This window comes from Cognatiyoonia sp. IB215182, from assembly GCF_033963905.1.
Lineage (GTDB): Bacteria > Pseudomonadota > Alphaproteobacteria > Rhodobacterales > Rhodobacteraceae > Yoonia.
In genome coordinates, this window is record NZ_JAXBMB010000003.1 from 100,636 (window position 1) to 127,214 (window position 26,579).

General features: G+C 58.9%; 24 protein-coding genes. 13 read left to right on the plus strand and 11 right to left on the minus strand.

All coding sequences use genetic code 11. From position 1 onward, the window contains the following. Positions 1-4: 4 nt before the first annotated feature. The 8 genes from bamA to SLH47_RS06685 form a co-directional block, all read right to left on the minus strand. The gene (gene bamA / locus SLH47_RS06650) at positions 5-2,308 is read right to left on the minus strand and encodes an outer membrane protein assembly factor BamA (protein WP_320238684.1); all 2,304 of its coding nucleotides are present in this window, start codon (positions 2,306-2,308) and stop codon (positions 5-7) included. Positions 2,309-2,454: 146 nt separating this feature from the next. Further along, positions 2,455-3,789, minus strand: a complete 1,335-nt coding sequence (gene rseP, locus SLH47_RS06655) for an RIP metalloprotease RseP (protein WP_320238685.1) — start codon at positions 3,787-3,789, stop codon at positions 2,455-2,457. 4 nt (positions 3,790-3,793) lie between these two features. Beyond that, complete coding sequence (gene dxr / locus SLH47_RS06660; protein ID WP_320238686.1) at positions 3,794-4,963, minus strand: 1-deoxy-D-xylulose-5-phosphate reductoisomerase; 1,170 nt, start codon at positions 4,961-4,963, stop codon at positions 3,794-3,796. Beyond that, a complete protein-coding gene (locus SLH47_RS06665; RefSeq protein ID WP_320238687.1) occupies positions 4,960-5,763 on the minus strand; it encodes a phosphatidate cytidylyltransferase in 804 nt (267 codons plus the stop codon). Before SLH47_RS06665 ends, dxr begins: the two co-directional genes overlap by 4 nt. Before the next feature lie 2 nt (positions 5,764-5,765). Further along, on the minus strand, positions 5,766-6,491 hold the full coding sequence (gene uppS / locus SLH47_RS06670; protein ID WP_320238688.1) for a polyprenyl diphosphate synthase: 726 nt from the start codon (positions 6,489-6,491) through the stop codon (positions 5,766-5,768). Positions 6,492-6,518: 27 nt separating this feature from the next. Further along, positions 6,519-7,082, minus strand: a complete 564-nt coding sequence (gene frr / locus SLH47_RS06675; protein ID WP_320238689.1) for a ribosome recycling factor — start codon at positions 7,080-7,082, stop codon at positions 6,519-6,521. Positions 7,083-7,265: 183 nt separating this feature from the next. Then, complete coding sequence (gene pyrH, locus SLH47_RS06680; RefSeq protein ID WP_320238690.1) at positions 7,266-7,991, minus strand: UMP kinase; 726 nt, start codon at positions 7,989-7,991, stop codon at positions 7,266-7,268. Between the two features lie 104 nt (positions 7,992-8,095). Next, positions 8,096-8,635: an AAA family ATPase gene (locus tag SLH47_RS06685; protein ID WP_320238691.1), complete on the minus strand. Its 540-nt coding sequence runs from the start codon at positions 8,633-8,635 to the stop codon at positions 8,096-8,098. A 68-nt stretch (positions 8,636-8,703) separates the two neighbouring features. On the opposite strand from SLH47_RS06685, the gene miaA reads away from it, so the two are divergent. From miaA to SLH47_RS06715, 6 genes are all read left to right on the plus strand, one after another. Continuing rightward, a complete protein-coding gene (gene miaA / locus SLH47_RS06690; RefSeq protein ID WP_320238692.1) occupies positions 8,704-9,606 on the plus strand; it encodes a tRNA (adenosine(37)-N6)-dimethylallyltransferase MiaA in 903 nt (300 codons plus the stop codon). A gap of 54 nt (positions 9,607-9,660) precedes the next feature. Further along, the gene (locus tag SLH47_RS06695) at positions 9,661-10,476 is read left to right on the plus strand and encodes a helix-turn-helix transcriptional regulator (RefSeq protein WP_320238693.1); all 816 of its coding nucleotides are present in this window, start codon (positions 9,661-9,663) and stop codon (positions 10,474-10,476) included. A gap of 219 nt (positions 10,477-10,695) precedes the next feature. Continuing rightward, positions 10,696-12,354 carry an ABC transporter substrate-binding protein gene (locus tag SLH47_RS06700; protein ID WP_320238694.1) on the plus strand — a complete coding sequence of 553 codons (1,659 nt, stop codon included), beginning with the start codon at positions 10,696-10,698 and terminating at the stop codon, positions 12,352-12,354. Positions 12,355-12,468: 114 nt separating this feature from the next. Further along, the gene (locus SLH47_RS06705) at positions 12,469-13,515 is read left to right on the plus strand and encodes an ABC transporter permease (protein WP_320238695.1); all 1,047 of its coding nucleotides are present in this window, start codon (positions 12,469-12,471) and stop codon (positions 13,513-13,515) included. A 13-nt stretch (positions 13,516-13,528) separates the two neighbouring features. Continuing rightward, a complete protein-coding gene (locus tag SLH47_RS06710) occupies positions 13,529-14,974 on the plus strand; it encodes an ABC transporter permease (protein WP_320238696.1) in 1,446 nt (481 codons plus the stop codon). 46 nt (positions 14,975-15,020) lie between these two features. Next, positions 15,021-17,102 (plus strand): ABC transporter ATP-binding protein, encoded by a 2,082-nt coding sequence (locus tag SLH47_RS06715; protein ID WP_320238697.1) that lies wholly within the window; start codon positions 15,021-15,023, stop codon positions 17,100-17,102. Between the two features lie 10 nt (positions 17,103-17,112). Here the strand turns inward: SLH47_RS06715 and SLH47_RS06720 are convergent, their stop codons facing one another. Further along, positions 17,113-17,694, minus strand: a complete 582-nt coding sequence (locus SLH47_RS06720; protein WP_320238698.1) for a lytic transglycosylase domain-containing protein — start codon at positions 17,692-17,694, stop codon at positions 17,113-17,115. Between the two features lie 137 nt (positions 17,695-17,831). Between SLH47_RS06720 and ssb the strand changes: the two genes are divergently transcribed. Both ssb and SLH47_RS06730 read left to right on the plus strand, forming a co-directional pair. Then, positions 17,832-18,332: a single-stranded DNA-binding protein gene (gene ssb, locus SLH47_RS06725; RefSeq protein ID WP_320238699.1), complete on the plus strand. Its 501-nt coding sequence runs from the start codon at positions 17,832-17,834 to the stop codon at positions 18,330-18,332. Positions 18,333-18,335: 3 nt separating this feature from the next. Beyond that, positions 18,336-18,650 (plus strand): hypothetical protein, encoded by a 315-nt coding sequence (locus SLH47_RS06730; protein ID WP_320238700.1) that lies wholly within the window; start codon positions 18,336-18,338, stop codon positions 18,648-18,650. Here the strand turns inward: SLH47_RS06730 and aroB are convergent. Then, complete coding sequence (aroB, locus tag SLH47_RS06735; protein WP_320238701.1) at positions 18,647-19,759, minus strand: 3-dehydroquinate synthase; 1,113 nt, start codon at positions 19,757-19,759, stop codon at positions 18,647-18,649. The two genes, SLH47_RS06730 and aroB, sit on opposite strands and share 4 nt — an antisense overlap. Then, positions 19,756-20,316 (minus strand): shikimate kinase, encoded by a 561-nt coding sequence (locus tag SLH47_RS06740; protein WP_320238702.1) that lies wholly within the window; start codon positions 20,314-20,316, stop codon positions 19,756-19,758. The genes aroB and SLH47_RS06740 overlap by 4 nt, the downstream gene beginning before the upstream one ends. A gap of 151 nt (positions 20,317-20,467) precedes the next feature. Between SLH47_RS06740 and SLH47_RS06745 the strand changes: the two genes are divergently transcribed. From SLH47_RS06745 to ggt, 5 genes are all read left to right on the plus strand, one after another. Next, on the plus strand, positions 20,468-20,620 hold the full coding sequence (locus SLH47_RS06745) for a hypothetical protein (RefSeq protein WP_320238703.1): 153 nt from the start codon (positions 20,468-20,470) through the stop codon (positions 20,618-20,620). Between the two features lie 115 nt (positions 20,621-20,735). Next, positions 20,736-22,124, plus strand: a complete 1,389-nt coding sequence (locus tag SLH47_RS06750) for a hypothetical protein (RefSeq protein WP_320238704.1) — start codon at positions 20,736-20,738, stop codon at positions 22,122-22,124. Between the two features lie 8 nt (positions 22,125-22,132). Beyond that, positions 22,133-23,053 carry a site-specific tyrosine recombinase XerD gene (locus tag SLH47_RS06755; RefSeq protein ID WP_413785628.1) on the plus strand — a complete coding sequence of 307 codons (921 nt, stop codon included), beginning with the start codon at positions 22,133-22,135 and terminating at the stop codon, positions 23,051-23,053. Positions 23,054-23,105: 52 nt separating this feature from the next. Continuing rightward, the gene (locus SLH47_RS06760; protein ID WP_320238706.1) at positions 23,106-24,407 is read left to right on the plus strand and encodes an HlyC/CorC family transporter; all 1,302 of its coding nucleotides are present in this window, start codon (positions 23,106-23,108) and stop codon (positions 24,405-24,407) included. Between the two features lie 61 nt (positions 24,408-24,468). Beyond that, positions 24,469-26,274, plus strand: a complete 1,806-nt coding sequence (gene ggt, locus SLH47_RS06765) for a gamma-glutamyltransferase (RefSeq protein ID WP_320238707.1) — start codon at positions 24,469-24,471, stop codon at positions 26,272-26,274. Positions 26,275-26,579: the final 305 nt, after the last annotated feature.

The window sequence follows — 26,579 nt, forward strand, 5'->3', positions numbered from 1 at the left end:
CGCATCAGAAGCTACTTGAGACTGTCAGATCGAATGAGCGCGGCTCATCAAAATCCTGCACATCCAGAGGTTCAGTGAAGTTGAACCGCAAGGGGCCAATGGGCGTGGTCCAGAAGATCGACGCACCGATGACAGTTCGCGCAATCGGGTCGTCAGACAGCACGCTGGCCGATCCGGTTTCCCCCACATCCCACAAGGCGCCGTGGTCCAGGAACACACCGCCCGAGATGCCATATTCACTTGGCAAGCCAAGGGGGAATTCTGCCTCAAGTCGAGCGACGGCAAAGGAGTTACCGCCAAGCGCATCATCGGTATCTGCGTCACGCGGACCAATGCCACCTGGATCGAAGCCACGCATAAGCCGGCTGTTGAGGAAGAAACGGTCGGTAACCCGGCTGCTGCCATCCTGGTAGGTCAAGTTCCCACCTTCCAACGTGGCGCGTAATGTCACCTCTTCGTTGAAGATACGTGTCTCAGCCCCCGCGAGAGCGGTCGATTTGATAAACTGTGTCTCGCCAAAACCAAACTCCTGCCCAAAGCGGAACAAGACGCCCGCATTCGGGTTCAGCCCCGTGCGGCGCGTGTCGAAACTGTAGTTGTACCCAAGCGCATTGGTTGTAAGGCCGCCCTGCTCCGCCTCATCCTGGATGATCTGGCTGGCATCGTCGGACACATCGCTAATGTCGGTGTACTCAAGGGCATAGAACACCGACAATCGCCCGTTTTCGCTGACGGGAAAACGCAATGATGGGCTGAGCCGCAATGCTTCAGTATCGTAAAGGGCGTTTTCGTTGTTGGTCGTCCGATAGGAGAGGTCGATGCCAAAACGCAGATCGCGGCCCAAGAGGTTGGGTTCCGCAAAGCCGAAGCCGTAGCGTTGGTTGTTTTCGGCAGTTGAGACATCAAAGCTGAACCGCTGACCACGGCCACGGAAATTCCGTTCGCGGTAAGAGGCTACCAATCCAAAACCGGTATCGCTATTGAAGTTCGCGCCAAACGACAATTCCCCCGTCGGCCCCTCAACCACATCAACATCCACGATCACCTGATTGGGCGATGTGCCGGGGCGGGTATCGACATTTGCGCTCTCGAAAAAGCCCAAGCCCCGGATGCGGCGTGCACTCTGGCGGATTTCACGCGGATTGAACGGATCGCCCTCGACCACACGGAACTGATTGCGGATGACCCGATCAAGGGTCGTCCCGTTGCCCTCGATATCGATCCGTTCCACAAAAATCCGCTCTCCGGGGACCATCACATATTCGATGTTCAGCGACAGATCCCGGTCGTTGCGGGTGATGCGCGGCTCAACGCGCACAAAGTTGAGCCCCCGCTGCAGTGCCAGGCGTTCAATACGGTCAACATCCGTATCGACGGGAACAGGTGAATAAGTAGCACCACGGCGCACCCGCACGGCGCTTTCAAACTCGGACGCATTCACGCCGGGGATTTCGCTGCGTACCGACACGTTGGCAAAGGTAAAGCGCTGACCTTCACGCAGATTGAACGTCACCAGATAAGCATCCCGTTCATTGGTGAGCGTCACGTCCACGTTTTGAACGACGAAATCAACGAAGCCGCGTGAGCGATAGAAATCCGTCAGCAATTCACGATCACGCGCAATGCGCTCTGGCGAGTATGTATCGCGCCGCACAAGCGTGCGAAAGATACCGGCCTGCTTAGTGTCCAGCACGCGGCGCAAGCGACCGTCGGAAAAGGTGCGGTTACCCAAGAAAGACACCCGCTCAATCTCGGTCACGGCGGATTCGACAACCTCAAAGATAAGGTTCACCCGATTGTCTGGAAGCCGAATGATGCGAGGGGTCACAATCGCATTGATGCGGCCCTGCTGAGCATAGGCCTGCGTGATCGCTGCCGTATCGGCTTCGGCTTGTGTGGGGTTGAAGACCCGGCGCGGCTGCGACTGGATCAGCGGTAAAAGCTGGGCATCACGCAGACGCGCATTGCCTTCGATATTGATGACATTGATGGTCGGATATTCAACCACACTGATGAGCAAACCGCCCCGGCGTGGAATGACGTCCACGCTTTCAAACAGGCCAGACGCCCGGATACGCTGCCCCGCATCATTGAGTTCCGCCACTGTCAGCGTTTCACCCAGATCAATTTCTGCGAATGTAAGGATCGTTCCGTCCGCGACACGCTGGTTCCCTTCGAATGTGACTGAATTCACGGTCACACTTTGCGCATGCAGTTGCGTCGCCGTGAAAAGTACCAGAAAAACCGCGCATAAGTGTTGCAGCAGACCGCGGCTTTGCGCCTTGATCAGTTCGACTATTCTTTTCATTTTTACCGCCCGTCTCACATCCCAGTTCCTGTCGGAGTAGCCCGTCCTCAAGGGGATGTCAAAACACCAAACGGCTCTCGCCCCGCTTTATGAAACAGGGTGAAATGGGTGAGAGAAAGCCCCACACATTTGGGGCAAGGCGCCGCTTATGGGCAGAGCAACGTGTCGTTGAGAATGGTGAATGTCATCAGCGACAAAATCAGCGTCAGTCCCACGAACATGAACACCTGAACGGCCTTTTCACTCGGTTTACGGCGGGCAACCGCTTCATAGGCGTAAAACATAAGGTGCCCCCCATCCAGAACCGGAATCGGGAAGAGATTGATCATGCCGACAGCAGCCGACAGGGCACCAATAAACCAGATGAAGCTGCGCGCCCCCTGTTCGGCCATCGAGCCACTTGTTTCGGCAATGCCAACCGGGCCAGACAGATTACATGTCGAAATCTGGCCAACAATCATATGCTGCAAGGCGGACAATGAGGTTGTCAGCAGGTTCCAAAGGCTTTGGGCACCGAGCTGGGTGGCCTCTGCCAGTCCAATCGGCTCGGTCTGCGCATCAAAGAACAACTGCCCGGCAATCCCGATGCGGTACACCCTTTCGAAGGTGCCGCCCGGGCGCGGCTCGTCTGTGGCGCGGGGTTGAAGTGTGACAGTCAGTTCGTCGCCATCACGCCATAGAGTCAGCTCGAGTGGCGCTCCTTCAGCTGCAAGAACCAGCTCTTGCAATTGCGGAAAGGCAAATATCTCCTGCCCGTCCACGGCAGTGATCACATCGCCTACTTTGATGTTTGCGTCATCAGCGGCGGAACGCGGTACGACACTGGAAACCGCCGTTGGCATCAGGAACGGGCCTTCGGCGATCACCTCGACCCCGTTGCGCTCAACCAGATAGTCCAATCGCTCTTCCAACGGCAGAAGATCAATCAGCATCCCTTCACGGTCAGGGTCATCAAAAAGCTGGCCTTCAATCGCAATGAGCACGTCGCCCGGCTCAAGCTCTGTTGTGTAGCTGGGCGGCAGATCGCGAAGCTCACCAAAGGTTACAGGTGTAACGGCACGCCCCTCATACATGATGGACCCGGCAAAGATCGCAATCGCCAGGACAAAATTAAAGATCGGCCCAGCCGCAACCGTGGCGACGCGGGCCCAAAGCGGCGCGCCCAGCATCGTGCGGCGCATATCCACCTCTGCAACCGAGCCGTCAGAGCCAACACTCGCCGCATTGGCATCGCCCAGGAACTTGACAAATCCACCAAGCGGCAGCGCCGCGATCTGCCATTCGGTTCCCCGTTTGTCCGTCCGGCTGAAAAGTACTGGTCCAAAGCCAAGCGAAAAGACCTCCGCATGGATGCCACACCAGCGCCCGACGATATAGTGGCCATACTCATGGATCGCGACGATGACCGACAGTGCCACCACAAAGGCCGCAATCATAAAGGCGAAATTGCCGAATATCGGCACGAATTGCATCAGGTCCAAGGCATTATCCCAATTGGCTGATGGCCTCGCCCGCGCGGATACGGGCCAGCCTGTCTGTCTCAAGCACGTTATCTAGAGTGATTGCGGCATTTTGCAGCCCACCGTCCGATGACATTTTGTCCAACGTCGCGGAAACAACCCGTGACATGTCCAGAAATCCGATCTCACTCGCGATGAACGCATCAAGCGCACGTTCCTTCGCAGCATTGAAGACTGCTCCTGATAGGCCACCCTGCACCATCACGTCTTTCGCAATCGCTAAGGCCGGGTAGCGTTCAGGATCAGGTGCCTCAAAGGTCAGTTGACCAATGTGCGCCAGATCCAGCCGCTCGACCGGCAAGTCCTTGCGTTCCGGCCAATGCAGCGCATAACCGATCGCATGCCGCATATCGGGTGGCCCCACATGTGCCATAAGCGCCCCATCATTGAACCCCACCATCGCATGGATCAGGCTTTCGCGGTGCACGAGTACCTCAATCATACCGGGCGAAACCTCGAAGAACTCTTTCGTTTCAATCAGTTCCATGGCCTTATTAAACATCGATGCGCTGTCGATGGTGATCCGTTGGCCCATGTTCCAGTTGGGATGGCTTGAGGCCTCAGCCAATGTCGCTTGCGCCAGTTTTTCGACGGGCCAATCGCGAAACGCACCGCCACTTGCGGTGATGATCACCCGCTCGACAGCGGCCATATGCTCGCCCACAAGCGCCTGAAAGACGGCCGAATGCTCACTGTCCACAGGTAGTACCGTCGCCCCATGCGCCTTCGCACGGCCCAGCAAAAGCGGCCCAGCAGTCACCAGCGACTCCTTATTGGCCAGCGCAAGGGTGGTGCCGTGTGACAGCGCCTCGAGGCCCGGCACAAGTCCGGCGGCACCTACAATCGCCGACAAAGCCCAATCAACCGGTCGCGAAGCCGCCTCTGCCACAGCGTCCGGCCCGGCGGCAACCTCGACGCCCGAGCCGTCAAGAAGAGCTTTCAGTTCATCATAGCATTCGGGATAGCACGTTACCGCAAGATCGGCCTTCAGCCGGACGGCATCTTTTGCCAGTTGTTGGAGGTTTCGCCCGCCGGTCAGCGCTACAACATCGTAAGCCTGATCATCGCGCGCAATTAGATCAATGGCGCTCTGGCCCACCGATCCGGTTGCCCCAAACAACGTGATCCGCCTCAAAAGACCACCCCCGGAACATCGACAATGTCAGCGACGAAAATCAGAAAAAGCGAAGCCCCCAGCAATGCGTCAAACCGGTCAAAAAGCCCCCCGTGACCGGGGATGAGGGTTGAGCTGTCCTTTACCCCCATCCGCCGCTTCAGCGCACTTTCTGCGATATCACCCATCTGGCCAGCGAAGCTGAGGATCATTGAGATCAAAATCACCCACACCCCGGCATTGGTTAGAAGCGTGAAGATGAACCCGACGATACCGGCCCCGATCCAGCCTGCCACGGTCCCGCTCCAGGTTTTCTTTGGGCTGATCCGGGGCCAGAATTTCGGGCCGCCAAAGGCCTTGCCCGCGAAATAGCCAAAGATATCCGTGACAATCACGACTGACATCAGCCACAAAAGCCAGGTGAACCCATAATCGACCCGGAAATGCACCAACCCCCAGCCCGCGACTTGAATGCCCAAGGCGAAAACAAAGAATGTCTTCTTTTCCGTCTTGAGTTGCGAGATCCCGATCAGCGGCACGATCAGAAACAGCAAGAACCCCCAGGGTGTGGCCTGCGTTAACTGCCCTGACATGACCGACGCCGCAAGGGCCGCGAGCAGCATGCCTTTTGTCGGCTCTTTCGGGCGGATCATCATCCAGAGTTCCCAGATCATGACGGCGCTGACGAAAACGACCATCATCTGGAACCAGACGCCACCGAGGATTACGCCAACGGCGCCGACAACCACCATGGCGGCGCTTGAGGCGATGCGAACGGTCAGATCATCCCACTTGGTCGGATTGGCAGGTGGGGGTGTCATTGTCAGGCCAGAATCGCCCCAAACCGGCGCTCACGACCGCCAAAGCTGGCAAGAACTTTGGCAAATTCATCTGCCGTGAAGTCGGGCCAGAGCGTGTCGATGAATTCGTACTCCGCATAAGCCGATTGCCAGAGCAGGAAGTTCGATATCCGCGCCTCGCCACTGGTGCGGATCACCAGATCGGGGTCGGGCAAAACATGTGTATCGAGGAACTTCGATAGGGTTTCTGCATCAACATCATCATGTGTCAGGCGCCCCTGCTCAATCTCATAGGCCAGCCGCTTAGCCGCGCGCGTCACTTCGTCCCGTCCACCGTAATTGAGTGCCACTGTCAGGTGCACGAGGTCGTTGCCCGCCGTGCGCAATTCCAGATCGTCCATCAATGTGACCAGCTTGTCGTCCAGCCGGATCCGGTCGCCAATAAACCGCACGCAGACACCGCTTTCGAAAAGCTCCTGCGCCTCGCGCTCCAAATACTTACGAAAGAGGCTCATGAGCCCCGCCACCTCGGTCTGAGTCCGCTTCCAGTTTTCGGTCGAAAACGCAAAGATCGTCAGGTACTTCACTCCCAGATCAGGGCAGGCCTTCACGATCTCGCGCACGCGCCGCGCGCCGGCATGGTGCCCAAAGAGCCGCGGGCGACCCCGCTTTTGCGCCCAACGGCCATTGCCATCCATGATGATTGCGACATGGGCCGGGTTGATCTTTGCGTCTGCGTCTTTGGGCATGGATGGCCCCTTTACTGATTAGATGGCCTAGACCTGCATGATCTCGGTTTGCTTGGTCTCAAGCGTTTCATCAACTTTGGCGATATGGGCGTCGGTTAGTTCCTGAACCGCGCTTTCCCAGAATTTCTGATCATCTTCAGAGAGACCATCGGCCTTGGCCTTCTTGATCTGGTCCATCCCGTCCTTGCGCAGGTTGCGAATAGAAACACGCGCGCCTTCGGCATATTGCCCCGCCACCTTGCTTAGCTCACGGCGGCGTTCTTCGTTGAGTTCGGGAATGGGTAACATGATGATCGTGCCATTCATCTGCGGATTGATCCCCAGACCGCTTTCGCGGATGGCCTTTTCGACTTTGCCGACCAGACCCTTGTCCCAGACATTGATGGTGACCATGCGCGGCTCTGGCACATTCACTGTGCCGACCTGATTGATGGGCGTCATCGTACCATATGCATCGACCATCACGGGTTCCAGCATCGACCCGGACGCGCGGCCCGTGCGCAGCGAGGCCAGTTCCGTCCGCAAATTCGCAATCGCGCCATCCATCCGGCGGCCCAGGTCATCGGTATCAAGTTCAAATTCTTCAGACATTCTTTGCTCTTCCTCGGGGCCACTTTGCCCTACTTTTGAACCTATTACGCGATGGTGCGTTCCTTGTATAGGTCAGGTTATCCGCAAGGATCGCGCAGAAATTGAGCAAAATCATGTTTTCGAAAGTTCAAAAATGCGGATCAAGGCAGCCCGCGAAGAAAGAGCGCGACCCGACCGCGCATGTTAGTCTTCGACGATGGTATAGGTCCCCTCACCCGCCATGATCCCACGGAACCCACCAGGTTCGTTCAACGAAAACACAACGATGGGCAGGTTGTTGTCACGGGCCAGCGCAATCGCGCTCGCATCCATTACCCCAAGGCGCTTCTGCAACACCTCATCATAGCCGATCTTGTCGAGACGCTGCGCATCCGCATGTTTCTTCGGGTCCTTGTCATAGACGCCGTCCACATTCTTGCCCATCAGGATCGCCTCACAAGCCATCTCACTGGCACGCAAAGCTGCCGCAGTGTCAGTGGTAAAGTAAGGGTTCCCGGTCCCGGCGGCGAAGATGCAGACCCGCTTTTTCTCGAGGTGCCGCACTGCGCGGCGGCGAATGTAAGGCTCGGCCACTTCGTTCATCGTAATGGCCGAGATCACGCGCGTATGAATGCCCAATTCTTCCAGCGCGGACTGCATCGCCAGCGCATTCATCACCGTGGCCAGCATCCCCATATAATCGGCCGTCGTCCGCTCCATCCCCTGGGCCGATCCTTGCAAGCCCCGAAAGATGTTCCCCCCGCCGATCACCATGCAGATCTCGACCCCGAGATCGTGGACCGCTTTGATCTCCGCCGCGACCCGTTGCACGGTCGGTGGATGCAAGCCAAAACTCGTGTCCCCCATCAGCGCCTCGCCAGAGATTTTGAGCATCACACGTTTGAACGTGGTTGTCTCGATATCGGTCATGGCGTCCCCCTGATGCGCTTTGTTATTGGCGCGCAAAATGTCCCAAAAGGTTGCGGGGTTCAATGGCCCTCAAAACCGTTTGGGCAAAGGATTGCGTCATGATTTCAACCCTGCGACGCGATCCAGTTGTGGACCTCTGTTGCAGCCTTATCGGGCGACAGGTCAGTCACGTCGAGACGGAGCAGGTTTTTGGCGTCATCGCCATAAAGGCGATATCCGTCTTTGTGGTTGCGCAGCGCCATTTCTGCATCGCGCGGTTTGCGTTTTGACTCACGACCAGGTTCCTGAATGCGTCGCACGTTCTCTTCTGGGTCACAAAGAAGATGAACCACGTAAAAAGGCCCACGGATCCGACCAAGCTTTTCGATACGCTTCCAGCATTCATCGCCCCATGGCGCCGAACCCGCCAAGGTTTCGGTCAGAACCAGCGGAATACGCGCATCCAATCGGCCAATTAAGTCGTCGGTCAGCACCTGCATCGCCCGCACAGCATCGTAGAATGCTGGCGACTTGAATGTCGTGAGCGCAAAAGCAGGATTGTAAACCGTGTGGTTGTCCAGAAGCCGTCCCTGCAGACGTTCGGCCAGAATTTGGCCAATGGTCAGCTTGCCAACGCCCGGATATCCGTTGAGAACGATGAGCATGGGCTTTTCCTGTCAGTTTCCCTTTCCTATGTACGGGCGTCGCAGCCAGTAACGTGCAAATAACCTTGATGATCACACTTCTCCCAGACAAGCCCATTTTGATTGCCGGACCGACCGCGTCCGGCAAATCGGCCTTGGCGCTCCATATCGCAAAGATGCAGGGCGGCGTGATCGTGAATGCGGATGCGTTGCAGGTCTTTGACGGATGGCGCATCTTGACCGCACGGCCGGATGATGCTGATCTCGCGCAAGCGCCCCACGCACTTTATGGGCACGTCCCATTTGATGCCGACTACTCGGTCGGACACTGGCTGCGTGATCTTGCGCCCCTCTTGGACGGCCCGGACCGGCCGATCATCGTCGGCGGCACCGGGCTCAACTTTCATGCGCTGACCGCCGGTCTGGCCGAAATCCCAGCAACACCAGACGCGCTGCGCGCGCATGCCGATACGCTGCTACTGTCAGAGATGTTGGCCGCGCTTGATCCGGAGACCAAAGCAGGGATCGATACGGCCAATCGTATGCGCGTGCAACGGGCGTGGGAGGTGCAAGAGAACACAGGCCGTTCTTTGCGCAATTGGCAACAGGCGACGCCGCCGCCGCTATTGCCGTTGGACCAAACCGTCGCCATCACGCTGGATGCTCCGAAGGAGTGGCTGAACGACCGCATCGCGCGGCGCTTCGATCTGATGCTGGCAGAGGGCGCGCTGGATGAGGCGCGGGCGATGTTGGATCACTGGGACCCCAACCACCTGTCCTCCAAGGCAATCGGCGCGCCCGAACTCATCGCCCATCTGAAGGGTGAGATGTCGCTGGAGGCCGCGCGCGAGGCCGCAATCATCGCCTCGCGCCAATACGCCAAACGCCAGCGCACGTGGTTCCGCGCGCGGCAAAAGGACTGGTATCACCTGCCCATCGCAACGGCTGACATATCCGCAACACTGCGATTCGCCGATCACCCAGACCGTTGATTCCGCAGCGCTTTCTGGAGAAACTTGTCAAAAATCAACATTGAGGCAAAGTTGATGACGATGATGAGCGATGTCAAACCAGCGCTGGCGCTGGCCACATTGACCTATGCCGGACCGGCAGCAAAATGGCGGACCGAAGCGATGCGCAGCCATGCAACGCCGCGCCTGATCCACATCACCAAGGGACAGGGCCGTATCACCGTTGCTGGGCTGACAAATGGCTATGGGCCCAACAACCTGATCTTCATTCCAGCCGAGACGATCTATGGCCTCGAAGTGGGTCCAACGGTCTTTGGTCAGATCATGACCTTGCCATCAATCACAGACTGGCCCGACCATCCATTTCACCTGCGGCTGCGTGATGTCGCCCCGCAAAAAGAGTTGCAGGGCTATATTGAGGCAATTGAACGTGAGCTCCAGCCCGGTGGCGATGATCGTGCGGCAGCCTGCCATCTCGGCCTTTTGACGATCTTCGTCGAGCGTCAGTTGCAGGCCCGCGACCCGGCCAGCATCGACCAGCGCCGCAATTCAGCGGCAGGCAAGCTTGTCGCGCGCTATGCGACACTGATTGCCCGCGACTTTGCGGCCGATCGCAGCGTTGCCGATTTCGCCACGGCGCTGAACGTCACCCCAACCCATCTGACCCGTGTCTGCCAGCAGACCTGCGGACGCTCGGCGCTAAAGCTCCTCAACGAACGTATCCATTATGAGGCATGCATGCTGCTGCGCGACACGAAAGAGCCGGTGCAGGACATTGCACGGCGGCTCGGTTTTCGGTCCGCCGCCTACTTCACCCGCAGTTTTCAGGAAAAATCGGGCCAAACGCCCTCAGATTTCCGGCGCACAGGCGGTGCGGGCGCACGAATCTGAGCGCCGCTTATTGCTGCGATGCGGCACCAAAGCGCTTTGATGGTGAAGCGCGCGATGTCGCTTTCCGACATGTCAGATGTCGCTTTTGACAAGTGTTTGATCAAAGCGTCGGTTGACCTGCGCCCGGAAAACGTGCGGAATGGGACAGACGGCGGCGCCACGCGACAAAGGCGCGCAACAAGCCGACGCTATAAAAAGATGTGTCACAGGGAGAAAATAATGACGCCATCACGAAAGCCCATCCATCCAGCTGCGCTGATGTATGCCGAAGAAGCGAAAGCCGGCAAACTCAGCCGACGGGAGTTTTTGGCGCGCACGACCGCTTTGGGGGTAACCACATCCGCAGCTTACGGTCTACTTGGCATGAACGCGCCAGCGCAGGCTGCCGGGCATGCCCAGCAAGGCGGCACGTTGCGCATGCAGATGGAAGTGCGGGCGCTGAAAGATCCGCGCACCTATGACTGGACCCAGATCGCCTATTTTACAGCCGGCTGGCTGGAATATCTGGTTGAGTACAATTCTGACGGCTCGTTTGAGCCGATGCTGCTGGAAGGCTGGGAGGTTAACGAGGACGCGACCCAATATACGCTCAATGTCCGCCGTGGCGTGACATGGAATGACGGGACCGAATTCACAGCGGAAGACGTGGCCCGCAACATCGAAGGCTGGTGCGACAAGACAGTCGAAGGCAACTCCATGGCAGGCCGTTTCGCGGTTCTGATTGACGACACCACCGAAAAAGCCATTGATGGCGGCATCGAAGTGGTCGACAGTCACACCGTGCGCCTGAACCTGCCCGCCTCTGACATCTCACTGATTGCTGGTATGTCCGATTATCCGGCGGCGATTGTGCCTGCGGGCTTTAACCCCGATGCCATGCTCGACAATCCTGTCGGCACGGGCCCCTACATGCCTGAAAGCCTTGAGGTTGGTGTGCGCGGCGTGATCGTGCGCAATGAAGGCCACGAATGGTGGGGCTATGCGGCTGGCAAAGGCGCCTTCCTCGACCGGATCGAATACATCGATTACGGCCAGGACCCCTCCGCCTGGGTCGCCGCTGCCGCAGCAGACGAAGTCGACATGACCTACGAAACCGTCGGCGACTTTGTTGACGTATTCGAAGGGATCGGTTGGGAACGCTCTGAAGTGGCCTCGGGTGCGACCATCGCCATCCGGCCTAACCAGTTGGCTGAGGTTGATGGTATCCAGCCTTACGCTGACAAGCGTGTGCGTCAGGCCATCGCCATGGCGGTGAACAACGATGTTTGTCTAGAACTTGGCTACTCGAACCTGGGTGAAGTTGCACGAAACCAGCATGTGGGGCCGATGCACCCCGCTTGGGCGGATGTGCCCGGCCTGCCCTATGATCCTGCGAAAGCCTTGGAATTGCTGACCGAAGCTGGCATGGCCGACTTCGAGATGGAGATCATTTCCATCGACGACGATTGGCGCAAGAACACGACTGACGCGGTTGCGGCTCAGTTGCGCGATGCGGGTTTCAACGTCAAACGGACGATCATCCCCGGCTCAACCTTCTGGAACGATTGGACGAAATACCCGTTCAGCTCGACCAACTGGAACCACCGTCCGCTTGATACGCAGATCCTTGGCCTTGCCTATCGCTCCGGTGAAGCCTGGAACGAAAGCGGCTTCGCCAATGCCGAATTCGATGCATTGCTGGCCGAGGCAAACTCCATCGCCGACGCTGATGCACGGCGCGAGACGATGGGCAAACTGCAGGCTATCATGAGCGACGAAGGTGTGACGATCCAGCCTTACTGGCGCTCGCTTTACCGCCATGCCAAGCCGGGCTTTGTGGGCTGGGATATGCATATCGCGTATCTGCCGCAGATCTATAAGATTGGGCTTGCCGCCTAAACGAAATCGGGCCGCCTCAAACTAGACGCGGCCCTTTTCATACCACGCACCACCGATAAACGATGGGCAAAAAACGCGGGTGAACACGCCCGCAAACGACCAACAGGGGTCTTGATGGGATTATTCATTCTGCGCCGCCTTGGCGTGATGCTGCTGACAGCATTATGCCTCACCTTCATTGTTTTCTGGCTCACCAACCTCGCGCCCAACCTTGAAAAACTTGCGAAGACGCAAGGCAATGCAAGGATGAGCGATGAAGCGGTTGAGACATGGCTGGCCAATCGCGGCTATTCCCAGCCCCTGCCCGTCAAATACGGCCAATGGCTGGGCGTCGTGCCGGGCTATGTGATTGAAGGAACTGATGGCGAGATACGCGGACGCTGCATCGACCCCGGCCAAGACGCTTCGGAGGCGCCCCGGTTCTGCGGTATCCTGCAAGGCGATTGGGGTTTTTCAACCGTCGCCAAGGAAGATGTGAGTGAGGTGCTGCCCACGCGCCTCGCCAATACCGGCAAGTTGATGTTCTGGGTCATGGTTGTCATGGTGCCCGGTGCCTTGATCGTGGGCGTGCTCGCGGGCATGCGTGAAGGCTCTCGCACGGACCGGACACTGTCCACCGCCTCCATCATCTCCACCGCGACACCGGAATATGTATCGGGTGTTGTCTTCATCGCGCTCTTCGCCACCTCCACCTTTGGTATGCAATGGTTCAAAGGCTCTGCCAGTTCGGCGGTGCAGGATGCGACGTTTGAGAACTTCTTCCTACCGGTGATCACCATCGCGCTTTACGGCATGGGCTATATCGCGCGGATGACCCGCGCCTCCATGGCCGAGGTGATGACCGCGCAATACATCCGCACCGCCCGACTGAAAGGCGTGAGTTTCCCCAAGATCGTGCTGAAACACGCGCTCAGGAACGCGCTGATCGCCCCCTTCACGGTCATCATGCTGCAAATCCCGTGGCTCTTGAATGGCGTGGTTATCGTTGAGACGCTCTTTACCTATCAGGGCTTTGGGTGGGAACTGGTCCGCGCGGCCTCTAACAACGATATTGAGATGCTCCTAGGCGTCTCTGTCATCTCTGTTTTCGTGGTGCTTCTGACACAGCTGATCTCTGACATCGGCTATGTCTATCTGAACCCACGCATCCGTATTTCTTAAGGGGGACCCGGACATGGAACCGCTTACATGGACAGGCAGCCTCGGCACCATCCTCAACCCCGTTTTCGGGATCGCGATTGCGCTTTATCTCGTCGCAGTCGTCGTGCAAAACGTCATGGCCTTCATAGCAGGCCCGGTCACTCTACAGGCTAATCCTGACGGCACGTTGCAATCGCGCGGCGGCGTGATCGGGTTGCTTGAGACGGCCAGCAAATATCTGTTGCTGGTCATCGTCGCGGCGCTTCTCGCCTATATCGTGATCCCGCTTTTCATGGGCTACGGACAGGCCGGGATCGTGGGCGAAATGTCCAAACGTTTCCTGCCGGTGTGGATTGCACTTGTGGTGCTGTTCGTTGTCTCCATCCGCTATAAGCGGCGGCTCGGCCTTTACGGCAAGCTCTTTGACAGCACCGTGGGCATGATCGGCTTTGCGCTCGTGATGTTCTGGGTGTTTACCGCCCTTTTCTTCGGCGTCTTCGACTGGATCGCCACCCATGATTACCTGACGCAAGTCTCGGGTCTGAAGAACAAAGTGCCGGGCGTGGCTGTGCCAGAAGGGACTGCAGGTTTGCTGCCCCACTACCTTCTGGGCGGTGACAACCTGGCCCGTGATGTGTTCAGCCGGATGGTGGCGGGCTCCACCTTCGTGATCGCGATCGCACCGCTGGCCACGCTTTTTGCGTTCATGGTCGGCATCACGCTGGGCCTGCCTGCAGGCTATTATGGCGGCAAGCTCGACACCGTTCTGTCGTTTCTTGCCAACCTGATCCTAGCCTTTCCCGTAATCCTGCTCTTCTATCTGCTGGTCACGCCGGAGATCGTGCAGACAGGTATCCCGTCCTACATGGCGGCGTTCCTGTTCTTCTTCCCGCTGATCTTTTTCTTCGTGCTCTTGAACTCGCGCTACTACACGCAGCCTGCGAAACGTACGGCGATCATGATCCCGGTTCTGGGGATCCTCGGCTGGCTTTATCTGTCTGTCATCAATCAGCGTGGCACGGTGATCAACTTCCTACCGCCATGGCTCGATGGGTTCGATATCACCGTGCTGGTGGTGTTCGTGTCGGTTGTCTTCGTGAACGCGCCCACGGTCTTCCGTATCGTGCGCGGTCTGACGCTTGATCTGCGCACGCGCGACTATGTGGCCGCCGCCCAGACCCGTGGTGAAGGCGCGTGGTACATCATGCTGTGGGAAATCCTACCAAATGCGCGCGGGCCCCTTATCGTCGATTTCTGCCTGCGGATCGGCTATACGACCATCCTTCTCGGCACATTGGGTTTCTTCGGTCTTGGCCTGCCCCCCGAAAGCCCCGATTGGGGGTCCACGATCAACGAAGGGCGCAAGCTGCTTCTGGTCTTCGCACACCCTGCCCTGCCCCCTGCGCTGGCTTTGATGAGCCTCGTTCTGGGCCTCAATCTGCTGGCCGACGGCCTGCGCGAAGAAAGTCTGAAAGACTGATGAGCGCCTCCGTCACAACACATTACACTGAATTCGGAGGCAGCTGATGGCCACCCAAGACCCGACCCAACCGATCCTTGAAATCGACAAGCTGTCCATTTCCTTCTTCACCCGGCTGCGTGAAATTCCGGCCGTCATGGACTTCTCCGCAACCGTCATGCCGGGCGAGGCACTTGGCCTTGTCGGCGAATCCGGGTGCGGCAAATCCACCGTCGCCCTTGGCGTCATGCAGGATCTGGGTGTGAACGGACGCATCGTCGGCGGATCGATCAAGTTCAAGGGCGAAGACCTGAACGAGATGTCGCCCGAACGGCTGCGCGACATCCGCGGCAGCGAAATCGCCATGATCTATCAGGAGCCCATGGCATCGCTGAACCCTGCCATGAAGATCGGCAAACAGCTGATGGAAGTCCCGATGATCCATGAAGGCATCGGCGAGAAAGAAGCCTATGCGCGAGCACTGGAAGTCGTCACCGACGTCAAACTGCCCGACCCGGAACGCATGCTGAAAAGCTACCCACACCAACTTTCCGGCGGCCAGCAACAGCGTATCGTCATCGCCATGGCGCTGATGGCAAACCCGTCGCTTTTGATCCTCGATGAGCCGACCACAGCACTTGACGTGACGGTCGAGGCCGCCGTGGTCGAACTGGTCAAGGACCTTGGCAAGAAATACGGCACATCGATGCTTTTCATCAGCCACAATCTAGGGCTGGTGCTCGAAACCTGTGACCGGATTTGCGTGATGTATTCCGGCGAAGCGGTCGAACGCGGCAGTATCGAAGACGTCTTCGACACGATGCAGCACCCCTACACACAGGCCCTCTTCCGCTCGATCCCCCTTCCCGGGGCCGACAAAAACGCGCGGCCCCTCGTGGCCATCCCCGGCAACTTCCCCCTGCCTCACGAACGCCCGCAAGGCTGCAATTTCGGGCCACGCTGCGACTATTTCGAAGCCGGGCGCTGTGATCAGGGCTTTATCCCGATGGAAGTCGTGCCCGGCAATGACCGACATCAGACGCGTTGTTTGAAATTCCAGGAAATTGACTGGAACGCACCGCTTGTCGTGACCGAAACGCACGAAAAGCCGGAACCAGGGCCAGTTGTTCTGAAAATGGACAACCTCAAGAAGTACTATGAAGTTGCGGCCAACGCCCTCTTCGGTGGCGGCGACAAGAAGGTCGTGAAGGCGAATGAGACGCTCAGTTTCGAGGCCCGCGAGAGCGAGACGCTGGCCATCGTCGGCGAATCCGGCTGCGGCAAATCCACTTTCGCCAAGGTTCTCATGGGGTTAGAGACTGCAACGGACGGCCAAATCCTGCTCGATAACCGCTCCATCGGCGAAACCGCGATTGAGGATCGGGACACCAAAACCGTGTCCGACATCCAGATGGTGTTCCAGAACCCGTTTGACACGCTGAACCCTTCCATGACGGTCGGGCGGCAGATCATCCGGGCGCTCGAAATCTTTGGCATTGGCGAAAACGACGCCGAACGCAAGGACCGGATGCTGAAGCTGCTCGATCTCGTCAAACTGCCCCGTGCCTTTGCCGACCGCATGCCGCGCCAGCTTTCCGGTGGCCAGAAGCAACGCGTTGGAATCGCACGTGCTTTTGCCGGTGACGCACGGATCGTGGTGGCGGATGAGCCTGTCTCGGCGCTTGACGTGTCCGTACAGGCGGCGGTGACAGACCTGCTCATGGAAATCCAGCGTGAACATAAGACAACGCTCCTCTTCATCAGCCACGACCTGTCCATCGTGCGCTATCTCAGCGACCGGGTGATGGTGATGTATCTGGGTCACGTGGTAGAATTGGGCACAACCGATCAGGTCTTCGCCCCGCCCTATCATCCTTATACCGAGGCGCTGCTGTCGGCCGTGCCCATCGCCGATACAAGTGTGGAAAAGCAGCATATCGTTCTGGAGGGCGATATCCCGTCAGCCATGAACCCGCCCAGTGGTTGCCCGTTCCAGACACGATGCCGCTGGAAGTCGAAAGTGGGTGATCTGTGTGAACGCGAGGTGCCGCCGGTGCGCATGCTGGCTGATGGTCATCAGATCAAATGTCATCTGAGCGACGCTGATCTGGCCGATATGCAGCCTGTGATCCAGATCGCAGCGGAATAGGTTCGGGGGCCTAGCGACCCCAGATCACCTGCACATAATGCCGCGTCTCCGCAAAGGGCGGGACGCCGCCGTAGCGCGTCACCGCGCCTGGCCCGGCGTTGTAGGCGGCAAGCGCGAGCGGCCATGATCCAAAGGTCTCATATTGCGTACGTAGATACCGCGCGCCGCCATCCAGGTTTTGTTCAGGGTTGAGAGGGTCGACACCCAAAGCGCGCGCTGTCGCTGGCATCAGTTGCGCAAACCCCAGCGCCCCTTTGGACGATACTGCATTGGGGTTCCAGCCGCTCTCCTGCTGCACCAGGCGCAGGAAAAGATCAGCGGGCACACCATGACGTGTCGCCGCTGTCCTTGCGCTGTTCAAAAACGGCCCCGCATAGCTGCCGGTGTAACGCGGTATCGCGGTCAGACCTGCATCACGCGGGGGCTGCAGCCGCACCGAATTCGCATATTGCCCTGCCGCGCGCCCCTCCAGCACATCGATCTGGCTTTGCAAAAGCCCGCTACGCGACATGGTCGAGACTTGTTCCTGCGCCAAAGCGGGAAAGGCCGCGCTTAGGCCGCACAGAAATCCAAGTGTTCGCACAGTGCGCATGGTTTGGCTCCCCACCTGTCCACCCTGCCGAACATAGTGCCTCGCGCCCGCAGAACCAAGGTCACCTTCTGTTAACCTTGTTGCGGCATCCCGTCTCTGTCACAAAAGCGCAAATTAGAATCGCGGGAGGTGCCAGAATGGCCGGATCAGTGAACAAAGTCATTCTCATCGGCAATCTGGGCGCCGATCCCGAAGTGCGGACCTTTCAGAACGGCGGCAAAGTCTGCAACCTGCGCATCGCCACCTCCGAGAACTGGAAAGACCGCAATACCGGTGAGCGGCGCGAGAAAACCGAATGGCATTCGGTGGCGATCTTTTCCGAACCACTGGCCCGGGTGGCCGAGCAATATCTACGCAAAGGCTCCAAGGTCTATATCGAGGGCCAATTGGAAACCCGCAAATGGCAGGATCAGAGCGGTCAGGACCGGTACTCGACCGAGGTGGTGCTGCGCCCCTATCGCAGCGAATTGACCATGCTCGACAGCCGCGGTGAAGGCGGCGGGGGCGGCGATTACGGCGGCGGGAGCAGCAGCGGCGGTTACGGCGGCGGTGGCTACGGCGGCAATGATGGCGGCTATGGCGGTGGCGGCAACGCGCCCGCAGGCGGCAGCGATATGGATGACGAAATTCCGTTCTAAATCATGCAATTCGCGCCTGAAGCTCAGATCCTGATCCTGAACGGCGTGATCCTCGCAGTAGCTTATCTGGGTATCTATCCCAGCCTTGAAGAGAAGACGTTGAACCGGATCATGACGATTGATCTGGTTCTTTCAGCGCTTGCGCTTTTCGTGGCGGGCGCGCTGTTCTGGGGCAGCGGCGTGCCGTTCAGTATGCTGTTCTTTGAGGTGAACTGGGCCGTATTCACCATTGTTACGTTGATGATCATGGAAGTGCCGCTTTTCCTGAATTTCGCGAAGAAATACGGGATCAACCTGTTTGACGACGATCAGCGCTAGCGCGCGGCGAGCGCGTCCTCCAGCACCGACATAACGGCATCGCGCGGTACGACTGAGGTGATGAACGCCTCACCAATCCCGCGCGCGAGGATGAAGCGCAATTTGCCATCCAGCACCTTTTTATCCTGCCCCATCAGATCGAGAAGGCCCGCCGCATCCGGCAGATCGCCGGGAATATCGACGATATCCACCTTCATTCCCATTTCGCGCAGATGGGCGCGGACACGGCTCGGGTCCTCCTGGCTGCAAAGGCCCAGCCGGGATGAGAGCTCAAATGCCAGAGCGCAACCAATCGCCACCCCTTCCCCATGCAGCAGTCGGCCGGAATAGCCCGTCGCCGCCTCCAAAGCATGGCAAAACGTGTGACCGAGGTTCAAAAGCGCGCGGTCGCCCTGCTCGGTCTCATCGCGCTGCACGATCTCGGCCTTCATCTGGCAGGATCGTTCCACCGCACGCACCCGCGCATCCATGTCACCCGCAGCCAAAGCAGGTCCTTGCGCCTCAAGCCAAGTAAAGAAATCCGCATCACCCAGCAGCCCGTATTTGACCACTTCGCCATACCCTGCAAGAAAATCACGCTTGGCTAAGCTACCAAGCAGTGCAGTGTCTGCGAGCACAAGGCTCGGCTGATGGAAAGCCCCAATCAGGTTCTTGCCACTGGGCGAGTTAATCCCGGTCTTGCCGCCCACGGAACTGTCGACCTGCGCCAAAAGGCTCGTGGGGATCTGCACAAACCGCACACCGCGCCGGAGGATCGCAGCGGCAAAACCAGCCAGATCGCCGATGACCCCTCCACCGAAAGCGACAACGACATCGCCGCGCTCCACCTTCTGGGCGAGCAGCCATTCCACCGCGCGTTCCAACTGCGCCCAGCATTTCGTGGCCTCGCCAGCGGGCAGGATAAGTGCGTCACTGTTCAGACCGCCATCGGATAAGGCTGTTTGCAAGGCTGGAAGATGGGCTGCAGCGACATTTTCATCCGTCAGAATGCAGATATGCCGCCGCCCGCCAAGTGCCGCCACACGCTGGCCCGCTTCTGTGATGACGCCCGGACCAATCAGGATGTCATAAGCCCGACCCGGCAGATCGACATGCACTTTGGCGGTCATGAATTTCCCTCTAGTATTTCGGGGCGTGTAAGCAGGGTCTGAATAACGGCCCGCGTCGTTTCATCGATGCTTGCCGTGCCATTCACCGGCAGCCGCAATCCGGCCAGCGCATAGATCGGCTGACGTTCTTCATAGATCGCGGTCAACGTGGCTTTCGGGTCGTCGGTGCGCAGCAAAGGCCGCGTATCCTTGTGACGCACCCGCTCCCACAAGGTTTCCAGATCGGCATCAAGCCAAAGGGCGATGCCCATCTCGGCAATCGCATCGCGGTTTTCGGCCGCCAGAAACGCCCCGCCGCCGGTTGAGACGATGCCGGGCGGACCGGACAGTAGCCGACGCAAAACCTCAGCCTCGCGCTTGCGAAAGAATGCCTCGCCATCACGGGCGAAGATTTCGGGGATGGTCAGGGCTGCCGCCTCCTCAATCGCTGCATCGCTGTCGACAAAGGACACGTCCAAGAACGCGGCAAGGCTGCGTCCGATCGCCGTCTTGCCAGAGCCCATCATCCCCACCAGAACCACCGTCCGGTGCAGGCGATAATGCGACGCTGTTGTCATGCAGTGTGATCCCTCAAATGCGACCAAAAGTGTCGCACGCAAAATTTAATGAATGAATGCCGTGATCTTGCGCAAAAGGCCATATATAATCCCTGCCAAAGGTGGCATGTAGACCACATATTGAGGCAGAATTGAAAGGTTTGGGCAGGTCATGTGGCGTCTCATCAAAGCGGTGCTGTATCTGATTGTCATTTGCGGGGCAGGTTTGGTGGCTTATGCCTATATCGGGCCGGTCTTCTTTCCCGCTGATTTTGCAGCCCCCTCAGAAGAGGTGACGCGCCCTGTTACGCTGGACACAAATTAACGCCCTTGCGCTTTGCCTTTTCGCAGGGGCCGCGACCGCGCAGGACGGTGCACCGCTTTCGGCCATTGATTGGCTATCGGAAAGCGTCGAGCGGTCGCGGGTCGCAGAACCGCCGGTGACGGATACGGCTGCCTCCCCCTCAGTCACGGTCACGCCGCTGGACCGCCCTTCGAAAGACCCGGTCGGTCTTTTACCGCCCGAAGTCACGGGACTGCCGCGCACGATCTGGGCCAACAGCGATGAGGCGACCTTGGTCGACCTTGTCCGCGCGGAACGGGTTGAGACCTTGCCGGCCATGCAGGACTTTTTGCGCGTGCTGATGCTCGCCGAGGCGGATGCGCCCTTTGATGCTGACGCGGAAGGGGCATTGTTTTTGGCTCGGGTCGACAAGCTTTTGGACCTAGGCGCGCTGGAACCCGCGCAATCCCTGATCGAACAGGCGGACCCCGACACAATTGCGCTTTTCCGACGCTGGTTTGATGTGGCACTCCTCACAGGCACCGAGGATCGGGTCTGCGATGTGATGCGCGCCAATGCCTCTGTCGCGCCGACATATCCGGCGCGCATCTTCTGTCTCGCCCGCAACGGTGACTGGCCTGCAGCTGCGTTGACACTGAACACAAACCGGGTTCTGGGCGATATCTCTGAAGCCGAAGAGGCTTTGCTGTCGCGCTTTCTTGATCCGGAATTGTTTGAAGGGGAGCCGCCGCTCGCGCCACCCGCGCGGGTCAGCCCACTGACCTTCCGCATGCATGAGGCAATTGGGGAGCCGCTGATCACCGCCACGCTGCCCCTTGCCTTTGCCCACGCCGATCTACGCCCGACGACCGCGTGGAAATCGCAGTTGGAGGCGGCGGAACGCCTGGCGCGGCATGGCTCTGTCGCAGAAAACACACTGCAGAAATTCTATACTGCGCGGATCCCGGCGGCATCGGGTGGCGTTTGGGACAGGGCCGCAGCGATCCAGCGGTTTGATGCAGCCTTGCGCGACAGGGATACTGCGCGGCTGCGCGAAACCCTGCCTGCTGCGTGGCAGGCGATGCAGGATGCACGCACCGAAGTGCCCTTTGCCAAGCTTTATGCAGACGACCTGCAGGATCTGCCGCTGGAGGGTCAAGCAGCGGAAATCGCCTTCTACATAGGGCTGCTATCGCCGGGCTACGAAGAGGTGGCACTGGCCGCGCAAGAGGTCGGGCTGGGCTTTGATCCGTTTTTGGTCGCGTTGGCGCGGGGTGTTCCGCAAGAGGTGCCCGCACGTACAACGGAAGAAATCGCGATCCAGGCGGCCTTTAACGGAGCCGCCCCGTCGGCCGCGATTGAAGCCCTCGTGGGCGAAGGCAAGCTAGGTGAGGCGCTCTTGCGCGCCATCGCGCAATTCAATGCGGGTTATGTGGGTGACAGCAGGCTGGTCACCGATGCGCTGGCGCTTTTACGGTCCGTCGGGGTCGAGGATGTCGCCCGTCGCGCGGCCTTGCAGATGCTGATCCTGGACCGCACCCCATGACCGCCGCCATGGCACATTGGATTCAGGCCTTTCTTGAGGCGCAGGCAGCCGAGCTTGACGCCGCCACCAACACGCAACTGGCCTATGCCCGTGATCTGCACGATTTCAGCGGCTGGCTTGATGACAGGGCGCAGCATTTTGAAACAGCAACGCGCGATCATGTCGAAAGCTACCTGATCGATTGTGAGGCGGAGGGGCTCGCCAAATCCACACGCGCACGGCGGCTGTCTGCGATAAAACAGCTTTATCGCTTTGCCTTCGAGGAAGGCTGGCGCGACGACAACCCCGCCATTCAGATCAAGGGGCCAGGGCGCGCCAAACGCCTGCCTAAAACCCTTGATATCGCCGAAGTGGACCGGCTATTGGAGGCGGCCCGCAATTCGCCCAAGGAAAAGCTACGCAATACCTGCCTGATGGAATTGCTGTATGCGACCGGCATGCGCGTGACCGAACTTGTCAGCCTGCCTGTCTCTGCAGCGCGCGGCGACCCGCGCATGTTGCTGGTGCGCGGCAAAGGCGGCAAAGAACGGCTCGTGCCCTTGTCACCACCGGCGCGGGTGGCCTTGGCGGCTTACCTGAGCGCGCGCGATGAGGCGGAAGAGGCGGCGCGCAAGGACGGCAAACCGGCCTCCCCATTCCTGTTCCCGTCGCGCGGCAAGTCCGGGCACCTGACCCGGCACCGCTTCTTTGGCCTGATCAAGGAATTTGCCGTGGCGGGTGGGGTCTCTCCGGCCAAAGTCACGCCGCATACCTTGCGCCATGCCTTTGCCACGCATCTTTTGGCGGGCGGTGCTGATCTGCGGTCGATCCAGACCATGCTGGGCCATGCGGATGTGGCAACCACCGAGATTTACACCCATGTCCTTGATGAACGGCTCAAGGATCTGGTGCTGGAGCACCACCCGCTTGCAAAAGCTGCGAAGGCTTGATGACGGGCAGCCGAGACTACATAACAATCGTGATATTGCGTGAAAGTATCTGATGGAAACCGCCACACTTGACGCCGCATTCTGGGTGACCGCCGGCGCAATCCTGATCCTTCTTGTCCTCTCGGGCTTTTTTTCCGGCTCTGAAACCGCGCTGACGGCAGCGTCGCGTGGCAAGCTGCGCTCGAACGCAGATAAGGGCTCAAAAGGGGCCGAGCGGGCGCTGAAGATCACCGAAGACAATGAACGTCTGATCGGCTCGGTCCTCTTGGGCAATAACGTTGTCAACATTCTGGCCACGTCCCTTGCCACCGCGGTGCTCACCAAGCTTTTTGGCCAAAACGGCGTGGCAGCGGCCACCCTGATCATGACCTTGCTGGTCCTGATCTTTGCCGAGGTGCTGCCCAAGACCTTTGCGATCACCTACCCTGAATCCGTCGCGTCGCGCGTGGCGGGGCCGATCAGTTTTGTCGTGCTGGTCTTTTCGCCCATCGTCACGGCGGTGCGCTACCTCGTGCGCGGTGTGCTTTACGTCTTTGGTGTGCGCACCGACCCTGACAGCAACATTCTGGCGGTGCGTGAAGAGATCGCGGGGGCGCTGCAGCTGGGCCACTCCGAAGGTATCGTTGAAAAGGAAGACCGCGACCGCATCCTGGGCGCGCTGGACCTTAATGAACGTGCGGTGGAAGAGATCATGTTGCACCGTTCGGGGATCGAGATGCTGGATGCCGCCCTGCCCGCGCAGGATATCCTCGCGCAGATCCTCAAAAGCCCCTATACGCGTTTGCCGCTTTTCAAGGACGAGCCGGAAAACATCGTGGGCGTCATCCATGCCAAAGATCTCTTGCGCGCGATGCACAAGCTGCTCGCGGGCGGTGAAGAGGATGCGCAAGGCCTCGAAGCGTTTGACGTCATGAAAGTGGCGATGCCCGCCTATTTCGTGCCGGAGACGACAACGCTCGACGATCAGATGCGCAACTTCCTTAAACGGAAGACGCATTTTGCGCTGGTAGTGGATGAATATGGCGGTCTGCAGGGACTGATCACGCTGGAAGATATCCTCGAAGAGATCGTCGGCGAGATTGCCGATGAGTTTGACGATCATGAGGAAGAGCAGATCGCGCCCACCGCCGACGGTGCCTATATCGTCGACGGTGTCATGACGATCCGCGACCTAAACCGTGCCCATGACTGGAACCTGCCAGATGATGAAGCCAACACGATTGCGGGCCTTGTGATCCATGAGGCACAGATGATCCCGCTTGAGGGGCAGGTCTTTTCCTTCCACGGCTTTCGGTTTGAAGTGCTGAGCAAGGAAGAAAACCGGATCGCGACGCTGAAAATCCGCAAGCTCTAACCTTGCCATTGGCTGCCCTTGGGTCAATGCTCGCCCTATTGTTATCAAAACGAGGACGATCATGACCTTACGCCAATTGTTTCCATCGTGTTTGTTAACCTTGTTTCTTGTCACCCCGGCCTTTGCCCAACAGGCCGCAGACGCCGTCGCCCCCGAAGAAGACACCGGCATATCCGCCTTTGAAAACCTGTCAGAGGCAGCCGAGGCAGCCCTTGCCGCCAAGGCGGAAGGCGTGCCTGTCACGGCCGATGACTGGATGGTCGCCGCCGCAAACCCCTTGGCTGTTGAGGCCGGGGCCCAGGTTCTGGCCGAAGGCGGCACTGCGGCGGACGCGATGGTCGCGGTCCAAGCCGTTCTGGGCCTTGTTGAGCCGCAATCATCCGGTTTAGGCGGTGGTGCGTTCCTCGTCTGGTATGATGCCGCTTCCGGCGAAGTGACCACGCTTGATGGACGCGAAACCGCTCCGCTCGCCGCCACACCCACCCTGTTTCAGGATGAAAACGGCGAACGCCTTGGATTTTTTGATGCGGTAGTCGGCGGCCTTTCTGTCGGCACGCCTGGCACGCCGAAACTCATGGAAGATGCACATCGGCGTTGGGGACGTGCGAATTGGGGGGACCTCTTGGCACCCGCAATCACGCTGGCCGAAGATGGATTTGTCGTGTCCCCCCGCCTTGCGATGATGGTAGCGCGCGATGAAGAAAGGCTGCAGCGCTTCCCGGCCACTGCCGATTACTTCTACCCCGGCGGTACCGCTCTCGCTGCTGGAGACACGTTGCAGAACCCGGCCTATGCCGACACGCTACGCCAGATCGCGGCCCGGGGGACGGAGGCGTTCTATACCGGCCCGATTGCCGAGGATATCGTGGCCACTGTGCGCAATGCCGAAGGCAATCCGGGTGTTCTGTCCACGCTTGACCTAGCGCTTTATAACGTTGCTGAACGGGACCCGGTCTGCGTTGCCTTCCGCGCCTACGAGGTCTGCGGCATGGGCCCACCCTCATCCGGTGCGCTGACGGTTGGGCAGATCCTGGGGATCATGGACAACTTCGTTTTCGATGACCCGACGGACCCCGATGTCTGGCGGCTGATCGGCGATGCTTCCCGCCTCGCCTTTGCGGATCGCGGCCGCTACATGGCGGATAGTGACTTTGTGCCCATGCCGACGGAAGGCTTGGTTGACCCCTTCTATCTGGAAGAACGCGCAAACCTGATCGAGGGGGACCGCACCGATGGCTTCGTTGCCCTGCCAGAGGTCAGCCCCGGTGAGCCCGAATGGGACCATGCCCAGCTCTGGGGCGATGATGTGAGCCTAGAATTCCCGTCGACCTCGCATATCTCCATCGTCGACAGCTACGGCAACGCCCTGTCGATGACGACGACGATCGAGAACGGCTTTGGCTCTCGACTGTTTGTGCGAGGGTTCCTGCTGAATAACGAGCTGACGGACTTCTCCTTTGCCACACACAGCAACGGCTATCCTATCGCCAACCGCGTGGAACCCGGCAAACGCCCCCGCTCATCCATGTCGCCGACCATTGTGATGGAGGATGGCGCGCCTGTTCTGGTGATCGGCAGCCCGGGCGGCAGCCGCATCATCGGCTATGTTGCCAAGACGATCATGGCCCATCTGGAATGGGGTATGGACGTTCAGGCCGCTATCGCGATGCCGCATCTCGTCAACCGGTTCGGCACCTATGATCTGGAGGAAGGCACGGATGCTGTCGCGTTCGAAGCGCCACTGACCGAGTTGGGCTACGAGGTAAACATACGCGGCCTGAACTCGGGCCTGCATGCGATCAGCATCGGGGACACGCTCTCAGGCGGGGCCGATCCGCGGCGCGAAGGGATCGCCATTGGCAATTGAATAGGCGGGCACCCGGAAAACTTCGGGTGCCTGTTTGTTCCGAAGCGATATTGGATGTCGTCGCTCTGACATTCGGTCGTAATTTGCTAGTCGATGCCGCTCGCGACAGACCCGCGCTTGCCTTCATACGCGCAGAATACCGCAGCGGCCAAATCGCCGTTACAGCATTGAGCTGTCCCACTTTGCGCCATCACGAACACGGCTTCCAGACAGCACAAATAGACACAGCGCCTTCCGCATCTGCCGGTGCGGATATGCGATGGTCATCGCCCTGATCTATTTCCACAAAAGCAGCTAGCGAACCT